At 65.2% G+C, this 21,571-nt stretch carries 19 protein-coding genes, 1 tRNA gene and 1 riboswitch; of the genes, 13 read left to right on the top strand and 7 right to left on the bottom strand.

Annotated elements, in window-relative coordinates; translation table 11 throughout:
- Window positions 1-49 precede the first annotated feature (49 nt).
- The 3 genes from pgl to U0C82_RS05705 form a co-directional block, all read right to left on the bottom strand.
- Complete coding sequence (pgl, locus tag U0C82_RS05715; RefSeq protein WP_322186128.1) at window positions 50-754, bottom strand: 6-phosphogluconolactonase; 705 nt, start codon at window positions 752-754, stop codon at window positions 50-52.
- Window positions 755-852: 98 nt separating this feature from the next.
- Window positions 853-2,331 (bottom strand): glucose-6-phosphate dehydrogenase, encoded by a 1,479-nt coding sequence (zwf, locus tag U0C82_RS05710; RefSeq protein ID WP_322186127.1) that lies wholly within the window; start codon window positions 2,329-2,331, stop codon window positions 853-855.
- 172 nt (window positions 2,332-2,503) lie between these two features.
- The gene (locus U0C82_RS05705) at window positions 2,504-3,727 is read right to left on the bottom strand and encodes an argininosuccinate synthase (protein ID WP_322186126.1); all 1,224 of its coding nucleotides are present in this window, start codon (window positions 3,725-3,727) and stop codon (window positions 2,504-2,506) included.
- A gap of 175 nt (window positions 3,728-3,902) precedes the next feature.
- On the opposite strand from U0C82_RS05705, the gene U0C82_RS05700 reads away from it, so the two are divergent.
- Entirely contained in the window at window positions 3,903-4,547 is a 645-nt protein-coding gene (locus U0C82_RS05700; protein ID WP_322186125.1) for a LysE family translocator, read from the top strand.
- A gap of 97 nt (window positions 4,548-4,644) precedes the next feature.
- A tRNA-His gene (locus tag U0C82_RS05695) sits at window positions 4,645-4,721 on the top strand.
- Between the two features lie 189 nt (window positions 4,722-4,910).
- Here U0C82_RS05695 and U0C82_RS05690 read toward each other — a convergent pair.
- A complete protein-coding gene (locus tag U0C82_RS05690; protein ID WP_322186124.1) occupies window positions 4,911-5,783 on the bottom strand; it encodes an SDR family oxidoreductase in 873 nt (290 codons plus the stop codon).
- Window positions 5,784-6,219: 436 nt separating this feature from the next.
- A complete protein-coding gene (locus U0C82_RS18935) occupies window positions 6,220-7,179 on the bottom strand; it encodes a GGDEF domain-containing protein (RefSeq protein ID WP_416186647.1) in 960 nt (319 codons plus the stop codon).
- A 905-nt stretch (window positions 7,180-8,084) separates the two neighbouring features.
- Here U0C82_RS18935 and U0C82_RS05680 point away from each other — a divergent pair.
- The 8 genes from U0C82_RS05680 (at window position 8,085) to U0C82_RS05645 (ending at window position 17,081) form a co-directional block, all read left to right on the top strand.
- Window positions 8,085-9,347 carry an ATP-binding protein gene (locus U0C82_RS05680; protein ID WP_322186122.1) on the top strand — a complete coding sequence of 421 codons (1,263 nt, stop codon included), beginning with the start codon at window positions 8,085-8,087 and terminating at the stop codon, window positions 9,345-9,347.
- A 191-nt stretch (window positions 9,348-9,538) separates the two neighbouring features.
- Complete coding sequence (locus U0C82_RS05675; protein ID WP_322186121.1) at window positions 9,539-10,591, top strand: PstS family phosphate ABC transporter substrate-binding protein; 1,053 nt, start codon at window positions 9,539-9,541, stop codon at window positions 10,589-10,591.
- Window positions 10,592-10,756: 165 nt separating this feature from the next.
- Window positions 10,757-12,247, top strand: coding sequence for a phosphate ABC transporter permease subunit PstC (gene pstC / locus U0C82_RS05670; RefSeq protein ID WP_322186120.1), 1,491 nt, complete (start codon window positions 10,757-10,759; stop codon window positions 12,245-12,247).
- A complete protein-coding gene (gene pstA, locus U0C82_RS05665; protein ID WP_322186119.1) occupies window positions 12,244-13,569 on the top strand; it encodes a phosphate ABC transporter permease PstA in 1,326 nt (441 codons plus the stop codon). Before pstC ends, pstA begins: the two co-directional genes overlap by 4 nt.
- A 61-nt stretch (window positions 13,570-13,630) precedes the next feature.
- The gene (pstB, locus tag U0C82_RS05660; RefSeq protein WP_322186855.1) at window positions 13,631-14,389 is read left to right on the top strand and encodes a phosphate ABC transporter ATP-binding protein PstB; all 759 of its coding nucleotides are present in this window, start codon (window positions 13,631-13,633) and stop codon (window positions 14,387-14,389) included.
- A 131-nt stretch (window positions 14,390-14,520) separates the two neighbouring features.
- Complete coding sequence (gene phoU / locus U0C82_RS05655) at window positions 14,521-15,258, top strand: phosphate signaling complex protein PhoU (protein WP_322186118.1); 738 nt, start codon at window positions 14,521-14,523, stop codon at window positions 15,256-15,258.
- Window positions 15,255-16,001 carry a phosphate regulon transcriptional regulator PhoB gene (gene phoB / locus U0C82_RS05650; RefSeq protein WP_322186117.1) on the top strand — a complete coding sequence of 249 codons (747 nt, stop codon included), beginning with the start codon at window positions 15,255-15,257 and terminating at the stop codon, window positions 15,999-16,001. The genes phoU and phoB overlap by 4 nt, the downstream gene beginning before the upstream one ends.
- Window positions 16,002-16,172: 171 nt before the next feature.
- Window positions 16,173-17,081, top strand: a complete 909-nt coding sequence (locus U0C82_RS05645; RefSeq protein WP_322186116.1) for a dihydrodipicolinate synthase family protein — start codon at window positions 16,173-16,175, stop codon at window positions 17,079-17,081.
- 218 nt (window positions 17,082-17,299) lie between these two features.
- Here U0C82_RS05645 and U0C82_RS05640 read toward each other — a convergent pair whose 3' ends face one another.
- Both U0C82_RS05640 and thiD read right to left on the bottom strand, forming a co-directional pair.
- On the bottom strand, window positions 17,300-17,986 hold the full coding sequence (locus tag U0C82_RS05640; protein WP_322186115.1) for a TenA family protein: 687 nt from the start codon (window positions 17,984-17,986) through the stop codon (window positions 17,300-17,302).
- Window position 17,987: 1 nt separating this feature from the next.
- Window positions 17,988-18,809, bottom strand: a complete 822-nt coding sequence (gene thiD / locus U0C82_RS05635) for a bifunctional hydroxymethylpyrimidine kinase/phosphomethylpyrimidine kinase (protein ID WP_322186114.1) — start codon at window positions 18,807-18,809, stop codon at window positions 17,988-17,990.
- 144 nt (window positions 18,810-18,953) lie between these two features.
- A riboswitch (TPP riboswitch) is annotated at window positions 18,954-19,053 on the bottom strand.
- Window positions 19,054-19,381: 328 nt separating this feature from the next.
- On the opposite strand from thiD, the gene minC reads away from it, so the two are divergent.
- The 3 genes from minC to minE all read left to right on the top strand — a co-directional run bounded on the left by minC (window position 19,382) and on the right by minE (window position 21,372).
- A complete protein-coding gene (gene minC, locus U0C82_RS05630; RefSeq protein WP_322186113.1) occupies window positions 19,382-20,179 on the top strand; it encodes a septum site-determining protein MinC in 798 nt (265 codons plus the stop codon).
- A gap of 114 nt (window positions 20,180-20,293) precedes the next feature.
- Window positions 20,294-21,109 (top strand): septum site-determining protein MinD, encoded by an 816-nt coding sequence (gene minD, locus U0C82_RS05625; protein ID WP_322186112.1) that lies wholly within the window; start codon window positions 20,294-20,296, stop codon window positions 21,107-21,109.
- On the top strand, window positions 21,106-21,372 hold the full coding sequence (gene minE / locus U0C82_RS05620; protein ID WP_322186111.1) for a cell division topological specificity factor MinE: 267 nt from the start codon (window positions 21,106-21,108) through the stop codon (window positions 21,370-21,372). Before minD ends, minE begins: the two co-directional genes overlap by 4 nt.
- Window positions 21,373-21,571: the final 199 nt, after the last annotated feature.

The raw sequence follows: 21,571 nt of genomic DNA, 5'->3' as shown, positions 1-21,571 counted from the left end.
GGCGGCCGGCTGGGCCCTTCGCTTCGCTCCAAGGTGGGCGCTGTCCCCTTCAGGGAGCCCAGAAGACGTTGATCGGTTGTGGGCGGGGCGCGCGAAGCACGGCCCGCACCGGCATTTGCGAGGCGTCGTCGCCCGAAAGCGCTCTCTCGTAGACCGCACGCTTCTCCTCTCCCTCTATGTGGAGGGCGAGAAGCCGCGCGTCCACCAGGAGGGGGAGCGTCAATGTGATTCTCGGCTCGTTCGCGCCCGGCGCCCGCACCGCGGCGACCGCGTCGTTGCCGTCGGAACGCAGCAGGGCGTCGAGATTGTCCGCGCCGGGAAAGAACGAGGCCGTATGGCCATCGCTACCCATGCCCAGGATCACGGCATCGAAGGGCCGGGTCAGGCGGCAATAGCGCAGCTCCAGTTCCTCGATCGCCGCGTCGGGCGTCTCGTGGCCGGTGTAGAACGGCAGCAGATGCGCCGCGCTCGCAGGCCCGTTCATCAGATGGCGCCGGACCATGGCATGGTTCGAACGGTCCGAGGTTTCGGGCACCCAGCGCTCGTCGACGAGCATGATCTCCACCTGCGCCCAGTCGATCTCGGCGCGTGCGAGATGCTCGAGGAAGAGCTTCGGCGTCGAGCCTCCCGAGACGGCGAGCGTCGCCGAGCCCCGCGTCGCGATCGCGCCGGCGAGCACCGCGGCAACGCCTGCGGACAGGGCTTCGGCAAGCGCCTCCCGGGTCGGATATGCGTGAAAAGCCGGTTTCGTCATCTCGGTTCGCCTTCCTGCTCGTGCGCTGGCATCGTCTGTCTTCGTCGCGTCCGGCGGCGGTTCGGCCTCGTTTCGCCCGGGCGCCATGCGCCTGACGCCTAGTCCGGCTCGTGCCAGGTGCGGCCGTCGCGCTCGATCAGCGCGATCGAGGCGGAGGGGCCCCAGGTGCCGGACGTGTAGCCCTGCGGCTTCTGGCCCTTCTCCTCCCACCCCTTCAGGATCGGATCGATCCAGTCCCAGGCCGCCTCCACCTCGTCGCGGCGCATGAAAAGCGTCTGGTTGCCGCGGATGACGTCCATCAGGAGGCGTTCGTAGGCGTCCGGGTTCCGGACCTTGAAGGATTGCGCGAAGGTCATGTCGAGGGGGATCTGGCGCAGCCGCATGCCGCCCGGTCCCGGATCCTTGATCATCAGATACTGCTTCATGCCCTCGTCGGGCTGCAGCCGCAGAACCAGCTGGTTCTGCTGGACCTCGCCGGTAATGTCGGCGAAGATGTTGTGCGGGGGCTTGCGAAACGTGATGACGATCTCCGACATCCGGTCCGACAGGCGCTTGCCGGTGCGCAGGTAGAACGGCACGCCGGCCCAGCGCCAGTTGTTGATCTCCGCCTTGATCGCGACGAAGGTCTCGGTGTTGCTCTCCGGCTCGCCCAGATCCTCCAGATAGCTCTTCACCGCATGGCCGCCCGATGCGCCGGACTTGTACTGGCCGCGCACCGTCATCGTCTCGACGTTGGAGGCGTTGAGCGGGCGCAGCGAGCGCAGGATCTTCAACTTCTCGTCGCGCAGCGCATCGTCCTTGAACACCGAAGGCGGCTCCAGAGCGACGAGGCACATGAGCTGGACGATGTGGTTCTGCACCATGTCGCGCAGGGCGCCCGCCGTATCGTAATAGCCGGCGCGGCCCTCGAGGCCCACCTGCTCGGCGACCGTGATCTGCACATGGTCGATATGCTGCGCGTTCCATACCGGTTCGTAAAGGGCATTGGCAAAACGCAGCGCCATCAGGTTCTGCACCGTCTCCTTGCCGAGATAATGGTCGATGCGAAAGACCTGATCCTCGTGGAAATAGGTCGCGATCATCGCGTTCAGCGCCTTGGCGGACGCGAGATCCCTTCCGACCGGCTTCTCGACCACGACGCGGGTATTGTCGTGGGTGAGGCCATATTCGGAGACCTTCGCGGCGAACTCCCCGAAGAGATTGGGCGAGACGGCCATGTAGAAGGCGCGGATCCGCATGTCGCCGCTCTCGTCGAGAAGGGCTTTCAGGCCCGCCCAGCCCTCCTGCGAGCGCGCATCGACATGGCAGTAGAACAGCCGTTCGAGAAAATGCGCGACCGTGCCGGCGTGGAGGTCCTCCGGCTTGACGTGCGCTTTCAGCGCTTCGCTGGCGAAGGCCCGGTACTCGTCGTGGCTGAACAGGGTGCGGGATGCGCCGATGATGCGGGCGCCATCCGGGATCTGGCCGTCGCGGTCGCGGTGGTAGAGCGCCGGCAGGAGCTTGCGTGCGGCAAGGTCGCCATTGCCCCCGAACACGACGTAATCGAAGGGATCGACGGGAATGATCTGGCTGGACATGGGAGACTTCTATGCTGGCGGGTCAAACGTCTTCTGCCAGCTTTATGATAAAGCGTCGCAGAAATGAAACCGACGGGTTGGAAAAAGCTCCGGCCCCCGTCTGCGTCGGCCCCGCCCCTCGATCGCCGCCGGCTCCGCGGTGCCGGCGGCATGGATCGGCGGCCTCGCCTCGTCAGGCCTGGCGGTCGCGCTTGGCAAGCGTGCGAAGGCGAAGCGCGTTCAGCTTGATGAAGCCGGCGGCGTCCTTCTGGTCGTAGGCGCCGTGATCGTCCTCGAAGGTGACGAGCGCGTCGGAATACAGGGATTTGGCGCTCTCCCGGCCCTCGACGATGACATTGCCCTTGTAGAGTTTCAGGCGCACCGTGCCCTCCACATGGGTCTGGCTGGCGTCGATCGCGGCCTGCAGCATCTCGCGCTCGGGCGAGAACCAGAAGCCGTTGTAGATCAGCTCCGCATATTGCGGCATCAGCTGGTCCTTCAGGTGCATGGCTCCGCGATCGAGGGTGATCGATTCGATCGCGCGGTGGGCCGCCAGGAGGATCGTGCCGCCCGGCGTCTCGTAGATGCCGCGCGACTTCATGCCGACGAAGCGGTTCTCGACGAGATCGAGGCGCCCGATGCCGTTGTCGCGGCCCAGATCGTTGAGCGCCGCCAGGATCTCGTGCGGCTTCATCGTCCGGCCGTCGATCGAGACCGGATCGCCCTTGCTGAAGCCGATGGTGACGATCGTCGCCTTGTCGGGCGCGTCTTCCGGCGAGACCGAGCGCATGAAGACGTAGGGCGGCGGCGTCTCGTTCGGGTCTTCCAGCACCTTGCCCTCGGACGAGGAGTGCAGAAGGTTGGCGTCGACCGAGAAGGGGGCTTCGCCGCGCTTGTCCTTGGTCACGGTGATCTGGTTCTTCTCGGCGAAATCCAGAAGGTCGGTCCGCGACTTGAATTCCCAGTCGCGCCAGGGCGCGATCACCTTGATGTCGGGCGCCAGCGCATAGGCCGACAGTTCGAAGCGCACCTGGTCGTTGCCCTTGCCGGTCGCGCCGTGGGCGATCGCATCGGCGCCGGTCTCGCGGGCGATCTCGACGAGGCGCTTGGAGATCAGCGGACGCGCGATCGAGGTCCCGAGAAGATAGGTGCCCTCGTAGACCGCGTTGGCGCGGAACATCGGAAACACGAAGTCGCGGCAGAACTCCTCGCGGACGTCCTCGATATAGATCTCCTTGATCCCCATGCGCTCGGCCTTCTCGCGTGCGGGGCCGAGCTCCTCGCCCTGGCCGAGATCGGCGGTGAAGGTGACGACCTCCGCCCCCATCTCGCTCTGCAGCCATTTGAGGATGATCGAGGTGTCGAGCCCGCCGGAATAGGCGAGGACGACTTTCTTGATGTCGCGTGACGGGGCCATGGAATCGCTTTCGATGACGGTTCGGGTGTGTTTCGCGCTCTATAGCAAGCTTGGCGCGGGAAGAAACCATTTGACGGCGACGGCGGACGCTTTCGGGCGGAGGAGCGACCTGCTATCCCTGGCGCAGGATACCCGGCCGGCGCGATCCGCCGGTCTCCCCATCGACACGAGCACCATGCATTTCGTTCCCGACGTCTCCACGCTTGCCGCGTTCTTCCTCGCCGCCGTCGTGCTCACCATCACGCCGGGGCCGGACATGACGCTGTTCCTCGGACGGACCCTTTCGTTCGGACGGGCGGCCGGCCTGGCGGCGATGCTCGGGGCGTCGAGCGGCATTCTCGTCCACACCAGCCTGGCCGCCTTCGGGATCTCGGCCCTGATCGCGGCCTCCCCGGAGGCCTTCCTCGTGCTGAAGATCGTCGGCGCGGCCTATCTCGTCTTCCTGGCCGTCCAGGCGATCGTCTCCGGCTCCGCGCTCAATCTCGGGGCGGGCCGGCAAGGGGGCGGACAATCGATCGTCCGGCACTGGCTGACCGGCCTCGGCATCAACCTTCTCAATCCGAAGATTATCCTGTTCTTCGTGACGTTCCTGCCGCAATTCGTCTCCGCATCCGATCCGCACGCGGCAGGAAAGCTGGTCTTTCTCGGCCTGTTCTTCATTGCCGTGGCGCTGCCCCTGACGATCCCGATGATCTTCGTCGCCGAACGCCTGTCGGCCACGCTGATGCGCAGGCCGAAGGTGACGCGGGCCATCGACTGGTTGTTCGCCGGCGTCTTCTCGGCATTCGCGTTGCGAATTCTGTTCGCCCAGGCAAAGTAGGCCAGCCCACGACATCCGGCCCTTGCACGCGAATGGAAAACGATTTATCTCCCTCCTCGTCGCGGCGCCCTTCGTGAAAACGAGGCGGCCCCGCCGTGCGGTTGTAGCTCAGTTGGTTAGAGCGTCGGATTGTGGCTCCGGAGGTCGGTGGTTCGAGACCACCCAACCGTACCATTCGTTTTCTCGGCAAGATCGATGGTTCGAGTTCCCCGCCAATCGTGGGAGTGGCGCCTTTGGCGTTGCGTCGCGGTGCGTGCGAACGCGTGCGGTTACGCGCCGAAATCCGCCCCAGCGAGGGCGGACTTCGTTCGAAAGGTGCGATGGAGACATGTCCGGCAGGCCGCGGGCGGGACGCTGCGCGTTCTAGAGCATCAACCGGCCACCGGTGACGGCGATCACCTCGCCGGTGACATAGGTCGAATCGTCCGATGCCAGATAGACATAGGCAGGCGCGAGTTCGGCCGGCTGGCCCGCGCGCCCGATCGGCGTCGACGAGCCGAACGACTTGATCTTCTCGTCGGTCATGGTCGCCGGGATGAACGGGGTCCAGATCGGGCCGGGTGCGACGCCATTGACCCGGATCCCGCGATCGATCAGGCGATGGGCGAGCCCGCCGGTGAAATTATAGATGGCGCCCTTGGTGACGGCATAGGGCAGGAGGCCCGCCGAGGGGTCGGTGGCGTTGATCGACGTCGTATTGACGATGGTCGCGCCCGGCTTCAAGTGCTTCAACGCGGCCTTGACCATGAAGAACATCGAATAGACGTTGGTCCGGAAGGTCACGTCGAGTTCCTCTGCGGTCAACGCCTCGAGATCGTCGATGACCTTCTGATGCGCGGCGTTGTTGACGAGGATGTCGAGCCGTCCGAACTCGGAGACGGCGCGTTCCACGATGGCGCTGCAATGGGCTTCGTCCTTCACGTCGCCGGGCATCAACACGCAGCGTTTGCCGGCCTTCTCCACCCAGTTTCTGGTCTCCTCCGCGTCCTCGTCTTCGTCGAGATAGGACACGAGGACATCCGCGCCCTCGCGGGCGAACGCGATGGCGACGGCGCGGCCGATGCCGGAATCGCCGCCGGTGATGATCGCGGCCTGTCCGGCGAGCTTGCCGGAGCCCTTGTAGCTTTCCTCGCCGTGATCCGGTTTGGGATCCATGGCGTTCGTCTCGCCGGGAAGCGACTGTCTCTGCAAGGGCTGTGGGGGTTGCGGATAAGCGGTGCGCGGATCCTTCGCCATGGTGTCCGTCCTTTCGATCAGTGGGGAGCGCCGGATCTCGAAACGGCGCCCATCGGTCTTCCGGGAATCGTTCGCCCGGCACTCCGTTCCCGATATCCGTCACGGAAAACGCGATTATTTCGTTGTCGGCCAGTCAGATAGCCGTCGAACGCCGCGGGATTTCAGGGGGCGGGAAGTCTCGCGGCATGATGCGGGAAAGCCGTCGGCGGCCGATCTGCCGATCATGCGTTCGACGGATCAGGGTGCATCGCCCCGTTGCGCTCGCCCCATCTCCCGGGCGCCCCGGTGCCGCGACCTCCCGGACGTTCGCAGGACCAAAGGCACGCCCCGCGCCGAAGAATGGAGTGGCCGCGAGTCCTATCGGAGGACGATGCGCTTGCGGGCAGCCAGGCCCTGGCCTGCGGCGTGTAAATCCCGAGCCATCTTCGACGCGAATTCAGGCCGCGATCGGGGTATCAAGCGGTACCGGATCGATATCGATCCGGTTTCGACCAAGCGCCTTCGCCCGGTACAGGGCTTGATCGGCCGCATTGAACAATTCCACAAACGTGACGGCGGGTTCGCCAACCGCGACACCGATGCTGACGGTTACATTTCCGACGATCTTGCTGAAGTGAAACACGTTCTCGTCGATCGTGGTTCGGATTCGTTCGGCAACGGCCGAGGCTCGCGCAACGTCCAGGGCCGGCAGAAGCACAACGATCTCCTCACCTCCGAACCGCGCGACCGTATCGACGTTTCGGACTTCTTCTTTGATTGCTTCCGCAACATGGCGCAGAACCTGGTCGCCGACCGCGTGCCCCCACCGATCGTTGAAGCTCTTGAAGTTGTCGATATCGACGATCAGCAAGCCGGTTCGCCCTTTCAGTTGTCCGGACGCGTTCACGGCTTCCGCGACGGACCAATCGAATGCCCGGCGATTCAGGAGACCCGTCAACGGATCGGTGATGGCAAACCGTTCCAGTGCCCGCGCTTCGTGCCGTCGCCGGTTTTCGTTGGTAAGAAAGCCACCGAGGAGCAGAATGCCGATCCAGTTTGCGATCACGTGAGGGACGATCATCGCAGACGCATTAATGCCGGGCGCGAAGAACGGAATGAGGAGAAGGAGCAGGCTCTGACCCGTTCCGGCCGTCGCAAGCATCACCAGCTGCCTGATATTGTATCCGCCATCGTGGCGTTCGAGGAGGCGGGCGCACACCATGCCGATCGTGACGGATGCGAAAATGACCGTGACACCGACGGGCGCCCCGGCCCCTCCGAGCGAGATCCTGTATGTTCCGGCGATCGTTCCGCTGACGATGGCGGCTATGGAGCCGCCGAAAGGTGCCGAAAGAACGAGAATGACGGCTCGCGCGTCGATGATAACGCCGGGCGCGAGGGTGAAGGGATCCGACATCGCGTAGACAGCGGCAAGACCGAATGCCATGCCGACGGCAACGCCTTTCGAGACAATGGCGGCAACATTGCGGGTCAGGAAGCCATAGGCGAGCGTGATGAGAGCAAAAATCGCAACTCCCCTGATCAACGCGTGTGCAACTTCGCTCAGATCATGCGCCATCATCATACGTCCAGCGTGATTTGACCCATACTGGACGACGGAGTCTTAAATACAGGTTATTTACAATTCTCATCACCTCCCGGACGGGTCGACGTGGCGGCGCTTTTCTTGGCCGCACCCCTGGGTTCCAGCGGAGCGAGCGAGAAAATGCTCGCTGCGGCGTCGCCCTACCGCCGGCCGGCCGGGCAACGCGCGACGCCCGAAACGCGCATGAAAAAACCGGCCAGGATCGGCGGCACGACACGACAGGCCGTGCGGCCGAACGCCGTCGCGCGTCGGGCGCGTCGGGCGCGTCGACAGGCCGAAGTCAAACCGGTGTCATAAAAGGGGAGGGGAAGGCGAATTATTCCGGCGTCCACGCCTTGCGGCAATTCAGTGCCGCGTGGTCTATCAATCGGCGCGGCGGCGGCGGGCCCGGCCTGCCGTCGAAGCCCGATCGAGAGTGCAGGGGACAGGGGATCGATTCAGATGATGATGGACGTTCACGGCTCCCTGGTCCCACATGGCGACAAGGCCGACGAGCCGGCATCCCTCGATGCGGCGGGCCCGGCCTGATGCGACGGGGAGGCCGTCATGCCGATGATGTCCGATGCATCGCGTCGGATCGTGGCTCCGAAGGCCGAATGTCCGGGACCGCGCGGCCGTGCCATGGCGCGCGATGACGGGGTTCGCCCCGGGCCGATGCGGGCGCGGGCTCTGCCCGACGTCGCCTGGACGGGACAGAGAATGACAGCCTTCCAGCCATGAGATCGTCCGAAAAGCACAAGCCGTCAGAGGCCCGGGCCAGGCGTCGCAAGCGGGTTGCGCTGGTGCTTCTGGCCGGCGCGGTCGGCATCGGCCTCCTGCATCCCGAGACGTTTCCCGAACTCGCCATCCTCTCGGCGCTCGTTCTCGCGGTTCTGTTCTGGCCCGCCAAGGCGCGCCGCATCGAACCCGAGACGATCGAGGTCCGCCGCGACCCTGCGCTGCTCGATCCCGGCGCGCAGGACATCGTCACGGCGCTTGCCGAGCCGGTTCTCGTCGTCGACCGCAATCTGACGTTGAAGTTCCAGAATCCGGCCTCGCTCGCACCGCTCGGGCCGCTGCGGTCCGACGAATCGATCACCCTGCGTTTCCGCGCGCCCCATGTGATCTCCGCGATCGAGGATGCCATCGCGACGGGGCAGCGCACGTCCACCCTGTTCGACGAGCGACGCGGCGCCGAGCGCAGTTTCCAGATCGAGGTCCTGCCGATCCCGCGCCATGACGGGGTCCCGCCGGTCTTCTTCCTCATCATCTTCTACGACCGCACGGCGGCCCGCGCGACGGAGCGCATCCGCACCGATTTCGTCGCCAATGCGAGCCATGAACTCAGGACGCCGCTCGCCTCCCTCATCGGCTTCATCGAGACCCTGCAGGGGCCGGCGAAGGACGATGCGGGCGCGCGCGAACGGTTTCTGGAGATCATGCGCGACCAGGCCGGGCGGATGTCGCGGCTGATCGACGATCTCCTGTCGCTCTCGCGCATCGAGATGAAGCGTCATCTGCCGGTCTCAGAACCCGTCGATCTCGGCGATACGCTGAAGAAGGTCGGCGATCAGCTGGCGCCGCTCGCGCGCCAGATGAGCCTTGTGATCGAGCTGGACCTCGGGGCGGAGCCGGCGCGCGTCGCGGGCGATGCCGACGAGCTGATCCAGGTGTTCTCCAACCTCGTGGAGAACGCCTGCAAGTACGGGCGCTCCGGCGGGCGGGTGATCCTGCGCCTGCGAACCGGCGAGGAGCATGGCCGCCCGATCGTCGACGCCTCGGTCGTCGATTTCGGCCCCGGCATTCCGATCGAGCACCAGCCGCGCCTCACCGAGCGGTTCTACCGGGTCGATGTCGGCAGCTCGCGGGCGATGAAGGGCACGGGCCTCGGCCTTGCGATCGTGCGCAACATCCTTCTGCGGCACAAGGCGCGGCTGCTGGTCCAATCCGAGCCCGGGCACGGGGCGACATTTACGACCCGTTTCGGCCGATTGTCGTAAGGGCGCCTGAGAAATTCTGAAAGCCAATGCATTTCAGTGCTTTGCACTGTCATAAAACTGTAGCTCTCCTGTCATATACCGTTCTTCGAAACGGAATAGGACTCCGTCGAACTTGATTGTTCGGAGGCTGCACCCCGACGCGGCTTCTCAAGAAAACCCGTCCCAAACTCCTTGAAGGGAGACTCAGAGCCTTGAAAAAGATTCTCATCGCCACGCTGGCACTCGGTGCCACGACCGCTCTCACCGGTGCAGCCTTCGCCCAGTCGAACGAGCAGATCCAGGTTGCCGGTTCCTCCACGGTTCTCCCCTACGCCCAGATCGTCGCCGAGAACTTTGGCGAGACCTTCCCGAACTACCCGACTCCCGTCGTCGAATCGGGTGGCTCTTCGGCCGGTCTGAAGCAGTTCTGCCAGGGCGTTGGCCCTTCCACGATCGACATCGCGAACGCCTCGCGCGCGATCAAGCCGGACGAGATCGAAGCCTGCAAGACCGCCGGCGTTTCGGACATCAGCGAAATCAAGTTCGGCTATGACGGCATCGTCTTCGCCTCCTCCGCGAATGGTCCGGACTTCAAGCTGACCCCCGCCACCGTGTTCCAGGCGATGGCCTCCAAGGTCGCCAAGGATGGCGAAGTGGTGGACAACAGCTACACCAACTGGTCCGAGATCGACGCCTCCCTTCCCGATCAGAAGATCACGGCGTTCATCCCCGCATCGAACCACGGCACCCGCGAAGTCTTCGAGGAAAAAGTGCTTCTGCAGGGCTGTGAAGACAGCGGCGCCATGAAGGCCTTCATGGATGGCGGCATGGACGAGGATGCTGCCGAAGACGCTTGCATGAGCATCCGCGGCGACGGCACGGTCTCCGAGATCTCCGGCGACTACACCGAGACGCTCGCCCGCATCGATGCCGACCAGCAGGCTGTCGGCGTGTTCGGTCTCGCCTTCTACGAGCAGAACCAGGACAAGCTGAAGGTGGCGACGATCAACGACGTCGTCCCGTCCGCCGAGGCCGTCGCGTCCGGCGAATATCCGGTGTCGCGTCCGCTCTACTTCTACGTGAAGCGCGCCCATCTCGGCGTTGTTCCCGGCCTTGCCGAATACGTGAACTTCTTCCTGTCCGAGCAGATGACCGGCGAGGGTTCGCCGACGGTCAATTACGGCCTCGTCGCGCTGCCGGCCGAAGAGCGCGAGGAGCAGGTCAAGCAGTTCGAAGACGGCACCAATATCGCAAACGCGAGCTGATCGGACTCCCAGGACGAAACGGGATGTCGCCATCGGCGGCATCCCAGGCCTGCCGCGCCCTGTCGTTCCCTGGAATGACGGGGCGCCTTCTCGGAGCGGCCCGCAGCTCGCGGTCCGGTTCATGCACACGATTTCACCGAAACGGCCGGAAAGAGGACGAGACGCTTGTCGACGTCAACCATTCTGATCATCGTCTTCGTCATCGCCGCCATCGGTGCCGTGCTCGGCTACCGCCGCGCGCGCGGCTTTCGTAGCGAGGACGGCAAGCGCCTTCACTCGCGCCCCGTCTATCACGCATCCTACGTGGTGTCCTGGGCCCTGATCCCCTCGCTGCTGGTGCTGGCCGCGTGGCTGATCGTCTCGCCGATCCTCATCCAGATCACGGTGCGCGGCGACTTTCCGGACAATGTCCTCGCCCAGTCGGCCCTGACCGAGGATCTGGCCTACGGCATGATCGAATCCCTCGGTGCGGGCCTCACCGTCCTGCCGGACGACGAGCGCGCCGAGGTGTCCGACCAGACGCCGATCGCCGAACTGACGCCCATGCTGCAGCGGCGCGGCATGCCCGTCGCGTCCGCCACGGCCGACTGGATGGTGCCGTTAGCCCTCCAGCGCAACGCGTTGCAGTCGATCAGCGGCATCGCGATGACGGTCACCGTCATCCTTCTGGCCGCCGCCGGCGCCTTCTGGGGCTATCGCCGGCTCGCCCTCAGGCTGCGCGCCCGCAACCAGGTCGAAAGCGTCGTCAACGTGATGCTGATCGTGGCGTCCTCGATCGCGATCCTGACGACGGTCGGCATCATCTTCTCCATGCTGTTCGAGACGATCGACTTCTTCGGCCGGATCTCTCCCATGGAGTTCTTCTTCGGCACCACCTGGGAGCCCCGCTTCTCCGCGGCCGGTTCCGGTGGGACGGAAGGCCAGTTCGGTCTCATCCCGCTCCTGGCCGGCACGCTCTATATCGGGTCCGTCGCCATGCTGGTCGCCGTCCCGATCGGGCTTTTCGCCGCGATCTACATGGCCGAGTACGCCCGCAACAGCACGCGCTCGGTGGTCAAGCCGCTGCTGGAAATCCTGGCCGGCATCCCGACCATCGTCTACGGCTTCTTCGCCCTCGTCACGGTGGGACCGTTCCTGCGGGATCTTTCGAGCCAGCTCTCCGGTCTCGTCAGCGGCGATTATGCGCCGTTCATCCAGGCCCAGAGCGTCCTGACGGCCGGTCTGGTCATGGGCATCATGCTGATCCCCTTCGTGTCGTCTCTGTCTGACGACATCATCACCTCCGTGCCGCGCTCCCTGCGGGACGGCGCCCTGGGGCTCGGCGCGACGCGTTCGGAAATGATCAAGCAGGTGGTGCTGCCGGCGGCCCTGCCGGGCATCGTGTCGGCGCTGCTCCTGACGGCGTCCCGCGCCATCGGCGAAACCATGATCGTGGTGCTCGCGGCCGGCGTCGCCGCGACGATCACGATCAATCCGTTCGAAGCCATGACGACCATCACCGTGAAGATCGTCCAGCAATTGACCGGCGATCTGGAATTCACGTCGCCGCAGACCCTGGTCGCCTTCGCCCTCGGCATCACGCTGTTCGTCATCACGCTCTGCCTCAACGTCTACGCCCTCTACATCGTGCGCAAATACAAGGAGCAGTACGAATGACCGACGTCACGGCGAACGGCCTTTCCGACAACGCTGCCGATACCACGAAGGGGCGCCGCGACATCGGCATCCGGAAGCGCTACGCCTCCGAGAAACGCTTCAAGGCGTACGGCGTCGCCGCGATATCGCTCGGCATCTTCGCGCTCGTCTTCCTGCTCTTCACCGTCGTCTCGAAGGGTTACACGGCCTTCTGGCAGACCGAGATCCGCGTTCCGATCACGTTCTCGCAGGATATGCTCGGAACCCCGGAACAGGCGGCCGAAAGCCAGACCAAGCTTCTGATGGCGAACTATCCGCAGCTTGCGCGCGAAGGCCTCGCCCGGCTTCTCGAGATCGATCCGGAGGACAAGGCGGCCATGACGGCGGCCGGCAAGCTCGTCTCCACCGGCGTCAGCGTCGAACTGCGCGACATCGTCATGGGCGATCTGTCCAAGATCGGCACGACCGAAGAGGTCTGGCTCTATGCCGATTCCGAACTCGACAGCGCGATGAAGGGCCAGTACGATCTGAACGTCCCCGAAAGCCGGCGTCCGATCAGCGACCTGCAGCTCGAATACATCCAGCGGCTCGAGGCCGAAGGCTATCTGCAGCAGCGCTTCAACTGGGGCCTGTTCACCCACGGCGCATCCTCGCGCGCCGAGACGGCGGGCGTCGGCGTCGCGATCCTCGGCTCGGCCTACATGATGCTGATCGTCCTGGTGCTCGCCCTGCCGATCGGCGTCGCGGCCTCGATCTATCTCGAGGAATTCGCGCCCAAGAACAAGTTCACCGACCTCATCGAGGTGAACATCAACAATCTGGCCGCCGTGCCGTCGATCGTCTTCGGTCTCCTCGGCCTCGCCGTCTTCATCAACTGGTTCGGCCTGCCGCGCTCGGCCGCCGTCGTCGGCGGTCTCGTGCTCACCCTGATGACCCTGCCGACCATCATCATCGCGACCCGGGCGGCGCTGCGCGCCGTGCCGCCCTCGATCCGCTGGGCGGCGCTCGGGCTCGGGGCGTCGAAGAACCAGACCGTGTTCCAGCACGTCCTGCCGCTCGCCGCGCCCGGCATTCTCACCGGCACCATCATCGGCCTTGCGCAGGCGCTCGGCGAGACCGCGCCGCTGCTCCTCATCGGCATGGTCGCGTTCGTCGCGGACTATCCCGATACGCCGATGGACGCTGCCACCGCCCTGCCGGTTCAGATCTACATGTGGGCCAACGAAGCCGAACGCGCCTTCGTCGAACGCACCTCGGGCGCGATCATGATCCTCCTGGGCTTCCTTGCCCTCATGAACATCACGGCGATTTTCCTGCGTCGCCGGTTCGAACAACGGTGGTAGTATGAATATGATGGAACATTTCCAAGCGTCGCTGAACAAAGGTCCCGCCGTGCCCGCCCAAATGCCGATCAAGATGAAGACCGAGAATGTCAAAGTCCATTATGGGGACAAGCAGGCGCTGAACGGCATATCGCTCGATGTGAAGGAGCGTCAGGTCACGGCGCTGATCGGCCCCTCCGGCTGCGGCAAGTCGACCTATCTGCGCTGCCTGAACCGGATGAACGACACGATCGACGCCGCCAAGGTGTCGGGGAAGATTCTTCTCGACGGCGACGACATCTACGATCCGGACCTCGACGTCGTCGAGTTGCGGGCCCGGGTGGGCATGGTGTTCCAGAAGCCGAACCCGTTCCCGAAGTCGATCTTCGACAATGTCTCCTACGGCCCGAAGATCCACGGCCTTGCCCGCAACAAGGACGAGCTTGCGGGGATCGTCGAGACGAGCCTCAAGCGGGCGGGCCTGTGGAACGAGGTCAAGGACCGGCTCGACGAGCCGGGCACCGGCCTGTCCGGCGGCCAGCAGCAGCGCCTGTGCATCGCCCGCGCCATCGCGGTCTCGCCGGAGGTCATCCTGATGGACGAGCCCTGTTCGGCGCTCGACCCCATCGCGACGGCGACGGTCGAGACCCTGATCGACGAGCTGAAGCAGAACTATACCATCGTCATCGTCACCCACTCCATGCAGCAGGCCGCCCGCGTGAGCCAGATGACGGCGATGTTCCATCTGGGCGACCTTGCCGAGGTGGGCGAGACCGAGAAAATGTTCTCGAACCCGGACGACAAGAGAACACAGGATTACATCATGGGCCGGTTCGGCTGACGCTTCAGGCCACGCGCCGCCCATTGCGGCGCGCCATAGGGCAGCCGGCCGAGCCAATTCGACCCGACCCGACCCGACCCGACCCGGATGAGAATGGGCCCCTGGCCCCAAAACCCGACAAGGAGGCCACGATGGCTTCGCATATCGTCTCTTCCTACGAAGATGAACTGAAATATATCGTCCGTCGGATCTCCGAGATGGGCGGGCAGGCCGAGCGGATGCTGGAACAGTCGGTCACGGCGCTGGTGCGCGGCGATTCCGGCCTTGCGCAATCGGTCATCGCCGACGACGTGATCCTCGACGCCGCCCAGCGCGAGGTCGACGAAAAGGCGATCCTGACGATCGCCAAACGCCAGCCGCTCGCGACCGATCTTCGCGAGATCGTCGGCGCGATCCGCATCTCGAGCGATCTGGAGCGGATCGGCGATCTCGCCAAGAACATCGCCAAACGCGTTCTCGCCGTCCACAACCACCCTCAGCCGAACCAGCTGGTGCGCGGCATCGAGCACTTGTCGGAGCTCGCCATCGACCAGCTGAAGGACGTCCTCGACGCCTACGGCACGCGCGACCACGAGCGGGCGCAGGTGGTGCGCGCGAACGACGAGGAGATCGACGCGGTCTATACCTCGATCTTCCGCGAACTCCTGACCTACATGATGGAAGATCCGCGCAACATCACCGCCTGCACCCATCTTCTGTTCAGCGCAAAGAACATCGAGCGCATCGGCGACCATGCGACCAACATCGCCGAGACGATCTTCTACATTCGCACCGGCGAGGAAATGTCGACCGATCGTCCGAAGGACGACCGCTCCACGACGCTCACCCAGAACGCCGTCGAGGCCGCCGTCGAGAGTGCCGCCCCATGAGCCTGCGCGTCACCGTCGTCGAGGACGAAGAAGCGCTCGGCGTTCTCCTGCGCTACAATCTGGAAGCCGAGGGCTATCAGGTCGAGGTCATCGCGCGCGGCGACGAAGCCGATCTTCGCCTCAAGGAAGACGTGCCCGATCTCCTGGTGCTCGACTGGATGCTGCCCGGCCTGTCCGGTGTCGAGATCTGCCGCCGGCTGCGCCAGCGCAGCGAAACCGCGCTGCTTCCCGTCATCATGCTGACGGCGCGGGGCGAGGAAAGCGAGCGCGTCCAGGGCCTGTCCGTCGGGGCCGACGACTATGTCGTCAAGCCGTTCTCCATGCGCGAGTTCACCGCGCGCGTGAAGGCGATGATGCGCCGCGCCAACCCGGAAAAGGTCGCGAGCGTCCTGTCGGCCGGCGATCTGGAAATCGATCGCTCCTCGCACCGTGTGCGCCGCGCGGGCCGCGAACTGAAGCTCGGGCCGACGGAATACAAGCTGCTCGAATTCTTCATGCAGGCGCCGGGCCGCGTCTTCAACCGCGAGCAACTGCTCGACGGGGTCTGGGGCCGCGACATCTATGTCGACGAGCGCACCGTGGACGTCCATGTCGGCCGGCTGCGCAAGGCGATCAACCGCTCCAGGGACCGCGACCCCATCCGGACGGTGCGCGGCGCCGGCTATGCGCTGGACGAGCAGTTTCTCGCCGGCAAATCGTCGCCGCAGCCGCGGGCCCGGACGAAGGAGGCGGCAACCGGGTAACGCCGTCTGGTCAGCTTGGAGACGGGTTGAAGGAATACGCGTCTCGCGGGAGAAAATCACATATAATGCTGATTTTGGGTCTCTCGTCGATCTTCGTGACGATCACCAGCACAGGACTTTGCCCGCGCGGCTGACGTTTTGGACCCTTGTGGATCGAGAAGGGTTCCTAGCATGTCCAGTACGTCGCCGTTCCATGGTCTTTCCGTCTTTCCGATCACGCCGACGGATGCGTCCGGCCGGGTCGACGTCGAAAGCCTCTGCCGTCTCCTGGAGCGCATCTGCGAAGCGGGGCCGGCCTCGATCGGTCTTCTCGGCAGTACCGGAAATTACGCCTATCTCACGCGCGACGAACGCTGGCGCGCCATCGAGGCGGCGGTCGCATGTGTCGACAATCGTCTCCCGATCATCGTCGGCGTCGGCGCGCTGCGCACCGACGAGGCGATCGGCCTTGCCCGCGATGCCGAAGCCAACGGCGCGGACGCGCTTTTGATGGCGCCGGTTTCCTATGCGCCGCTGACGGATGAAGAGGCCTACCAACATTACCGGGCCGTCGCCGGTGTCTCCGGCCTGCCGTTCTGCATCTACGACAATCCGTCGACGACCCGTTTCACCTTCAGCCACGACCTCGTCGCGCGCCTGTCCGAAATCCGGACGATCGAGGCGATCAAGATGCCGGCGCGGGACGGTCAGGACGTGGCGGCCGAACTCGCGGCCTTGCGGGCGCGAACCGACATCGCCATCGGCTTCAGCTGCGACTGGCACGGGCGCTCGGTGCTGATGTCGGGTGCGGACGCCTGGTATTCGGTGATCGGCGGCATCATGCCGAAGCTCGCTGTCACGTTGGCGCGTGCCGCGACATCCGGCGACGCGGAAGAGGCGTTGCGCATCGATGCGGCGTGCCAGCCTCTCTGGAACACGTTCAGGTCCTTCGGCAGCCTGCGCGTCGTCACCGCCCTGCTCGACCTGCTCGATCTCGGCACGGCCGAACTGCCGCGGCCGCTTCTGCCCCTTGGCCCTGCCGAACGCGCCCGGGTCGAAGCCGCCCTGGCACCCTTGAGCGGGGACGCCAGCCTGACCTGACGAACCCGCCGGCAGGGCCCGGCGCCGCTGGCGCGGGGCAGGGACGCGTCAACCGTCCGGAGCCGCGCTCGCTCCGCCTCCAGGGATCGGCCCGCAGATCGGGATCGATGGTCGGAAAGCCCAGCGCGTAAGGTCGAAGAGATCGCGCCAGCATCGTGCGGCTGAGCGGACGCGCGATGCTCCGCGCCGGCGCCGGAAAGCCGGCAGCTTCCACCCCGTCACATCTGGAGCCCGGCGCTGTCCGGCATCGGCCAGGCGTCGCGGTGATAGGCGCTGTGCCAGAACATCCATTCGTGCCAGACCGAGCGTTCGAACGCGGCTTGCATCCTGGCGCGAAGGCGGGCGTCCGCTTCCTGCGCAAGGCGGTCCGTGAGATCGCGCATGCCGCGCACCGCAAAGGCGAACTCCTCGCCCGCATAGGTGTCAACCCAGGCGCGGTAGGGATGATCGGACACCGCCTTGGCGTGGATCGCCTCGCCGACGGCGAGATAGATCGAGAAGCAGGGCAGGAGCGCCGCCACCGCGACGGGAAACGGATCGATCGCCGCCGCGCGCACGAGGGAACTCACATAATGGTCGCAGGCCGGCGAGGGCGGGGTCTTCAGGAACGCCTCGCGCGTCACCCCGTAGAGCGTCATGTATTCGTCGTGGAGCTGGCGCTCCACCATGATCGCGCCGTTCGCCGAACCGGCGAGCCGGGCGATCGTCTCGGGATCGGGCGCGCGGGACGCGGCAAGGGCGAGGGCCCGGGCGAAGCCCTCGAGATAATGGGCGTCCTGCACGATGTAGAACCGGAACGTCTCCGGCGGCAGGCGCCCGTCGGTCAGTTCGGCATTGAAGGGCATGGCGTGGATGGCGGCGAGACGTTCCGCGTTCTCGGTCTCGATTTGCGTGACGAAGGACATGTCAGCACGCTCCTGTGGTGGTGGATGATGTCTGGTGGTCGAAGAAATGATGGACAGGGCCGTGGCCGTGGCCGACCTGAAGCGCGTCCGCCGCCGCGATCGCGCCGCCGATATAGGCTTTCGCCCGGCGAACGGCCTGCGTCAGGTCGAGGCCGAGCCCGAGCTGCGTGGCGAGCGCGGAGGACAGCGTGCAGCCCGTGCCATGGGTGTTTTTCGTCGCGATCCGCGCAGCGCTCAGCACCGTTTCGCCCCCCGGCGTGACGAGGAGATCCGTCGCCTCGCCGCCGGGCAGATGCCCGCCTTTCATGAGAACGGCCTTCGAGCCGAGCGCCAGGAGCCGTTCGCCCTGCGCCCGCATGGCGTTCAGGTCCCGCGCCTCCGGTTCGCCGAGGAGATCGCCGGCTTCCGGCAGGTTCGGCGTGACCACGCGCGCGCGCGGCAGGATGCGCTCGCGCAGCACCGCGACCGCATCCGCGGCGAGCAGGCGGTCGCCGCCTTTGGCGACCATCACCGGGTCGAGCACCACCGGCGCCTCGATCCGTTCGAGGGCATCGGCCACGACCTCGATGATGCCGGCATTGCCGAGCATGCCGATCTTGATCGCGTCGATCCTGATATCGGCGGCGATCGCCGCGATCTGGTCGCGTACCATGAAAGGGTCGACGGGCGTGAAGCCCTGCACCCCTGTCGTATTCTGCGCGGTGAGTGCCGTGATCGCGGCCATCGCATAGCCGCCATTGGCCGAGATCGCCTTGATGTCGGCCTGGATGCCGGCCCCGCCGGACGGATCGGACCCGGCGATCGAAAGAATGTTCGCGATCATGCCGCGCTCCCGTGTTCGGTGCCGGGACGGCCGCAGGCGCGAGGCGCTCGTTCCTTCGTCTGGCCGACTGTGCTGGAAGGGTCTTGCATGCTCGGTCCCTCTGCTTCGGCAAGAGGGAGGGGCTTTGCCCCGTCACGACAGACGAAGCCGACACCCGCAACTTCCTCCGCCGGTATGATCCGGTTCAGGTTCAAAGGGTGCTTCTCAACCCGGCCGCGAAAGCCGGATGCCCCTGTCGCGCGTTTTGGGTCCCATAAAGGGCCGGCCTTGTCAAACCGGCGCCCTTGCGGCGCAGGTGGAGCCGCAAGGGCCGCGGCGGCGGGATCGCGCATGGAGGGTCGCGGCCCGCCTGTCCCGTTGCGGCTTGCGGGGGGGCGCCGCCGCCAGAGCCTGCGAAACCGCAAAGCGTCGTCTTTTCAACGACCTCGTCCGGACGTCCCGGCGCACATTGTAAGGCAAACAGCGTGAAGCGTCAGTTTTGCGCAGGCCTCGGCCGGTAACGTCCAATTAACTTCTTTCCTGTCCCGCCATGACGGCGCGGTCGGAACCAACCTTTGGAAAACGACGAACGAATGTCCGAGACCCCTTCCGACAAGCGCCCGATCCGACTCAAGGGACGCTCGTTCCTGGCGATCCAGCTGTCGCCCGAACTGCCTTTCGAAAACTGGCTCGCACGGCTCGATGATCTTGCCCGTCGCTCCACCGGCTTCTTCCTCGGCAGGCCGATCGTCCTCGATGTCGAAGGCCTCGACATCACGCAGGAGCAGTTGAAGGATCTCATCGGCGAACTGGGCGAGCGCTCGGTCCGCATCATGGGCATCGAAGGCGCGCGCCATTCGCTTCTCGGCATCGGCATGCCGCCGGCCATGCAGGGCGGGCGCCCCGCCGCCGACATCGACCCGGCAGCCGCGGTCGGCCGGCCGGACGCCGCCCCCGCCGGGACGAACGACGGCAAGGCGGACGAGACGTCCGGCGGCACGCCGGCGGTCGCGGAAAAGACCAGGCCGCAGCCTGCGCCCCTCGTCTCGGACCAGTCCACCCAGCTTCCTTCGATCGTGATCGACCGTCCGGTTCGCTCCGGCCAGTCGATCATCTTCCCGGAAGGCGATGTGACCATCGTCGGCTCGGTCTCCTCCGGCGCGGAAGTCGTCGCCGGCGGTTCGATCCATATCTACGGCACGCTGCGCGGCCGTGCGCTGGCCGGATCGGTCGGCAATACCAATGCCCGCATTTTCTGCTCGAAGCTCGAGGCGGAACTCGTGGCGATCGATGGGCTGTACAAGATGCCCGACGATCTCGATGCCGGCCTCGTCGGCCAGGCCGTAACCATCTGGCTCGACGGGGAAACCATTCGCGCCGACAAGATCTAGCCGTGACGGGGTCCGGGGCGGCGCGGTGGCCGTGTCGTCCCCAGCACCCACGCGGTTCAACAATGAAACCGGGGACGATCCCGGCATGATGCCGAGGAACAGGAGAGCATGAACATGGCAAAGACGATCGTTGTGACATCGGGCAAGGGCGGCGTCGGCAAGACCACGTCGACCGCCGCGCTCGGCGCGGCGCTTGCCCAGAGAGGCGAGAAAGTCGTCGTCGTCGATTTCGATGTCGGGCTGCGCAATCTCGATCTGGTGATGGGCGCCGAGCGCCGCGTCGTCTTCGATCTCATCAATGTGGTCCAGGGCGATGCCAAGCTTCCCCAGGCCCTCATCCGCGACAAGCGTTGCGATACGCTGTTCCTGCTGCCGGCGTCGCAGACCCGCGACAAGGACAACCTCACCGCCGAGGGCGTCCAGAAGGTCATGGAAGAGCTCAAGAAGGAGTTCGACTGGATCATCTGCGACAGCCCGGCCGGCATCGAGCGCGGTGCCACCCTGGCCATGCGCCATGCCGACATCGCGGTCGTCGTCACGAATCCCGAAGTCTCCTCGGTCCGCGATTCCGATAGGATCATCGGCCTTCTCGATTCGAAGACCATGAAGGCCGAGAACGGCGAGCGGATCGAGAAGCATCTGCTGCTCACCCGCTACGACCACAACCGCGCCGAGCGCGGCGACATGCTGAAGGTCGAGGACGTTCTCGACATTCTCTCGATCCCGCTTCTGGGCATCATTCCGGAAAGCCTCGAAGTGCTGCGCGCATCGAACCTCGGTACGCCGGTGACGATGTCGGACAACAATTCCGCACCGTCGATCGCCTATCAGAACGCGGCGCGCCGTCTTTGCGGCGAAGAGATCGCGATGTCCATCCCGGGCGAGAAGCGCGGTCTGTTCGGCAAGTTCTTCGGTCGGAGGGCCGCATGAACCTCTTCAACTTTTTCCAGAAGCGCGAATCGGCGCCACTCGCGAGGGAACGCCTCCAGATTCTCCTTGCCCACGAGCGCCTCAACGACGGCCAGTCGGACCTGATCGCCCTGCTTCGCGAGGAGATCATCCAGGTGATCGCCAAGCATATCTCGGTCGATGGCGAAAAGGTCATGGTCAAGATGGACAAGGGCGCCACGGTCTCGACGCTCGAAGTCGATATCGAGCTTCCCGCCGACGCAAAGCTCAAGAAGGCGGCCTGAAACCTCGTTCCGCCATCCCGCGCAAACCGGCGTCCGGTTGCGTTCCTTCAATCGGAAGAGGCGACCTGCGGGTCGCCTTTTTCATGGTCTTTGCGCGAACGCCGTTGCACGGCCGGCGTGTGCGTTGTTGTGACATCAGGTCAGAACCGGTAGCCTTGCCTGGCTTGCGGAGGGGAACATTCCGAAGGGTCTCGTTCTT

This window comes from Fulvimarina uroteuthidis (assembly GCF_034321785.1).
Lineage (GTDB): Bacteria > Pseudomonadota > Alphaproteobacteria > Rhizobiales > Rhizobiaceae > Fulvimarina > Fulvimarina uroteuthidis.
This window is presented reverse-complemented; position numbering and strand designations above follow the sequence as displayed.

Excerpts from the sequence above, each read along its gene's own strand:
- minC (WP_322186113.1), top strand. The coding sequence starts at position 19,382 with ATGTCCGAGACCCCTTCCGACAAGCGCCCGATCCGACTCAAGGGACGC.
- pstA (WP_322186119.1), top strand. The coding sequence starts at position 12,244 with ATGACCGACGTCACGGCGAACGGCCTTTCCGACAACGCTGCCGATACC.
- zwf (WP_322186127.1), bottom strand. The coding sequence starts at position 2,331 with ATGTCCAGCCAGATCATTCCCGTCGATCCCTTCGATTACGTCGTGTTC.
- U0C82_RS18935 (WP_416186647.1), bottom strand. The coding sequence starts at position 7,179 with ATGTCGGATCCCTTCACCCTCGCGCCCGGCGTTATCATCGACGCGCGA.
- thiD (WP_322186114.1), bottom strand. The coding sequence starts at position 18,809 with ATGATCGCGAACATTCTTTCGATCGCCGGGTCCGATCCGTCCGGCGGG.
- U0C82_RS05645 (WP_322186116.1), top strand. The coding sequence starts at position 16,173 with ATGTCCAGTACGTCGCCGTTCCATGGTCTTTCCGTCTTTCCGATCACG.
- U0C82_RS05680 (WP_322186122.1), top strand. The coding sequence starts at position 8,085 with ATGAGATCGTCCGAAAAGCACAAGCCGTCAGAGGCCCGGGCCAGGCGT.
- phoB (WP_322186117.1), top strand. The coding sequence starts at position 15,255 with ATGAGCCTGCGCGTCACCGTCGTCGAGGACGAAGAAGCGCTCGGCGTT.
- U0C82_RS05690 (WP_322186124.1), bottom strand. The coding sequence starts at position 5,783 with ATGGCGAAGGATCCGCGCACCGCTTATCCGCAACCCCCACAGCCCTTG.
- pgl (WP_322186128.1), bottom strand. The coding sequence starts at position 754 with ATGACGAAACCGGCTTTTCACGCATATCCGACCCGGGAGGCGCTTGCC.
- U0C82_RS05700 (WP_322186125.1), top strand. The coding sequence starts at position 3,903 with ATGCATTTCGTTCCCGACGTCTCCACGCTTGCCGCGTTCTTCCTCGCC.
- minD (WP_322186112.1), top strand. The coding sequence starts at position 20,294 with ATGGCAAAGACGATCGTTGTGACATCGGGCAAGGGCGGCGTCGGCAAG.
- phoU (WP_322186118.1), top strand. The coding sequence starts at position 14,521 with ATGGCTTCGCATATCGTCTCTTCCTACGAAGATGAACTGAAATATATC.
- U0C82_RS05705 (WP_322186126.1), bottom strand. The coding sequence starts at position 3,727 with ATGGCCCCGTCACGCGACATCAAGAAAGTCGTCCTCGCCTATTCCGGC.
- pstB (WP_322186855.1), top strand. The coding sequence starts at position 13,631 with ATGCCGATCAAGATGAAGACCGAGAATGTCAAAGTCCATTATGGGGAC.
- U0C82_RS05640 (WP_322186115.1), bottom strand. The coding sequence starts at position 17,986 with ATGTCCTTCGTCACGCAAATCGAGACCGAGAACGCGGAACGTCTCGCC.
- minE (WP_322186111.1), top strand. The coding sequence starts at position 21,106 with ATGAACCTCTTCAACTTTTTCCAGAAGCGCGAATCGGCGCCACTCGCG.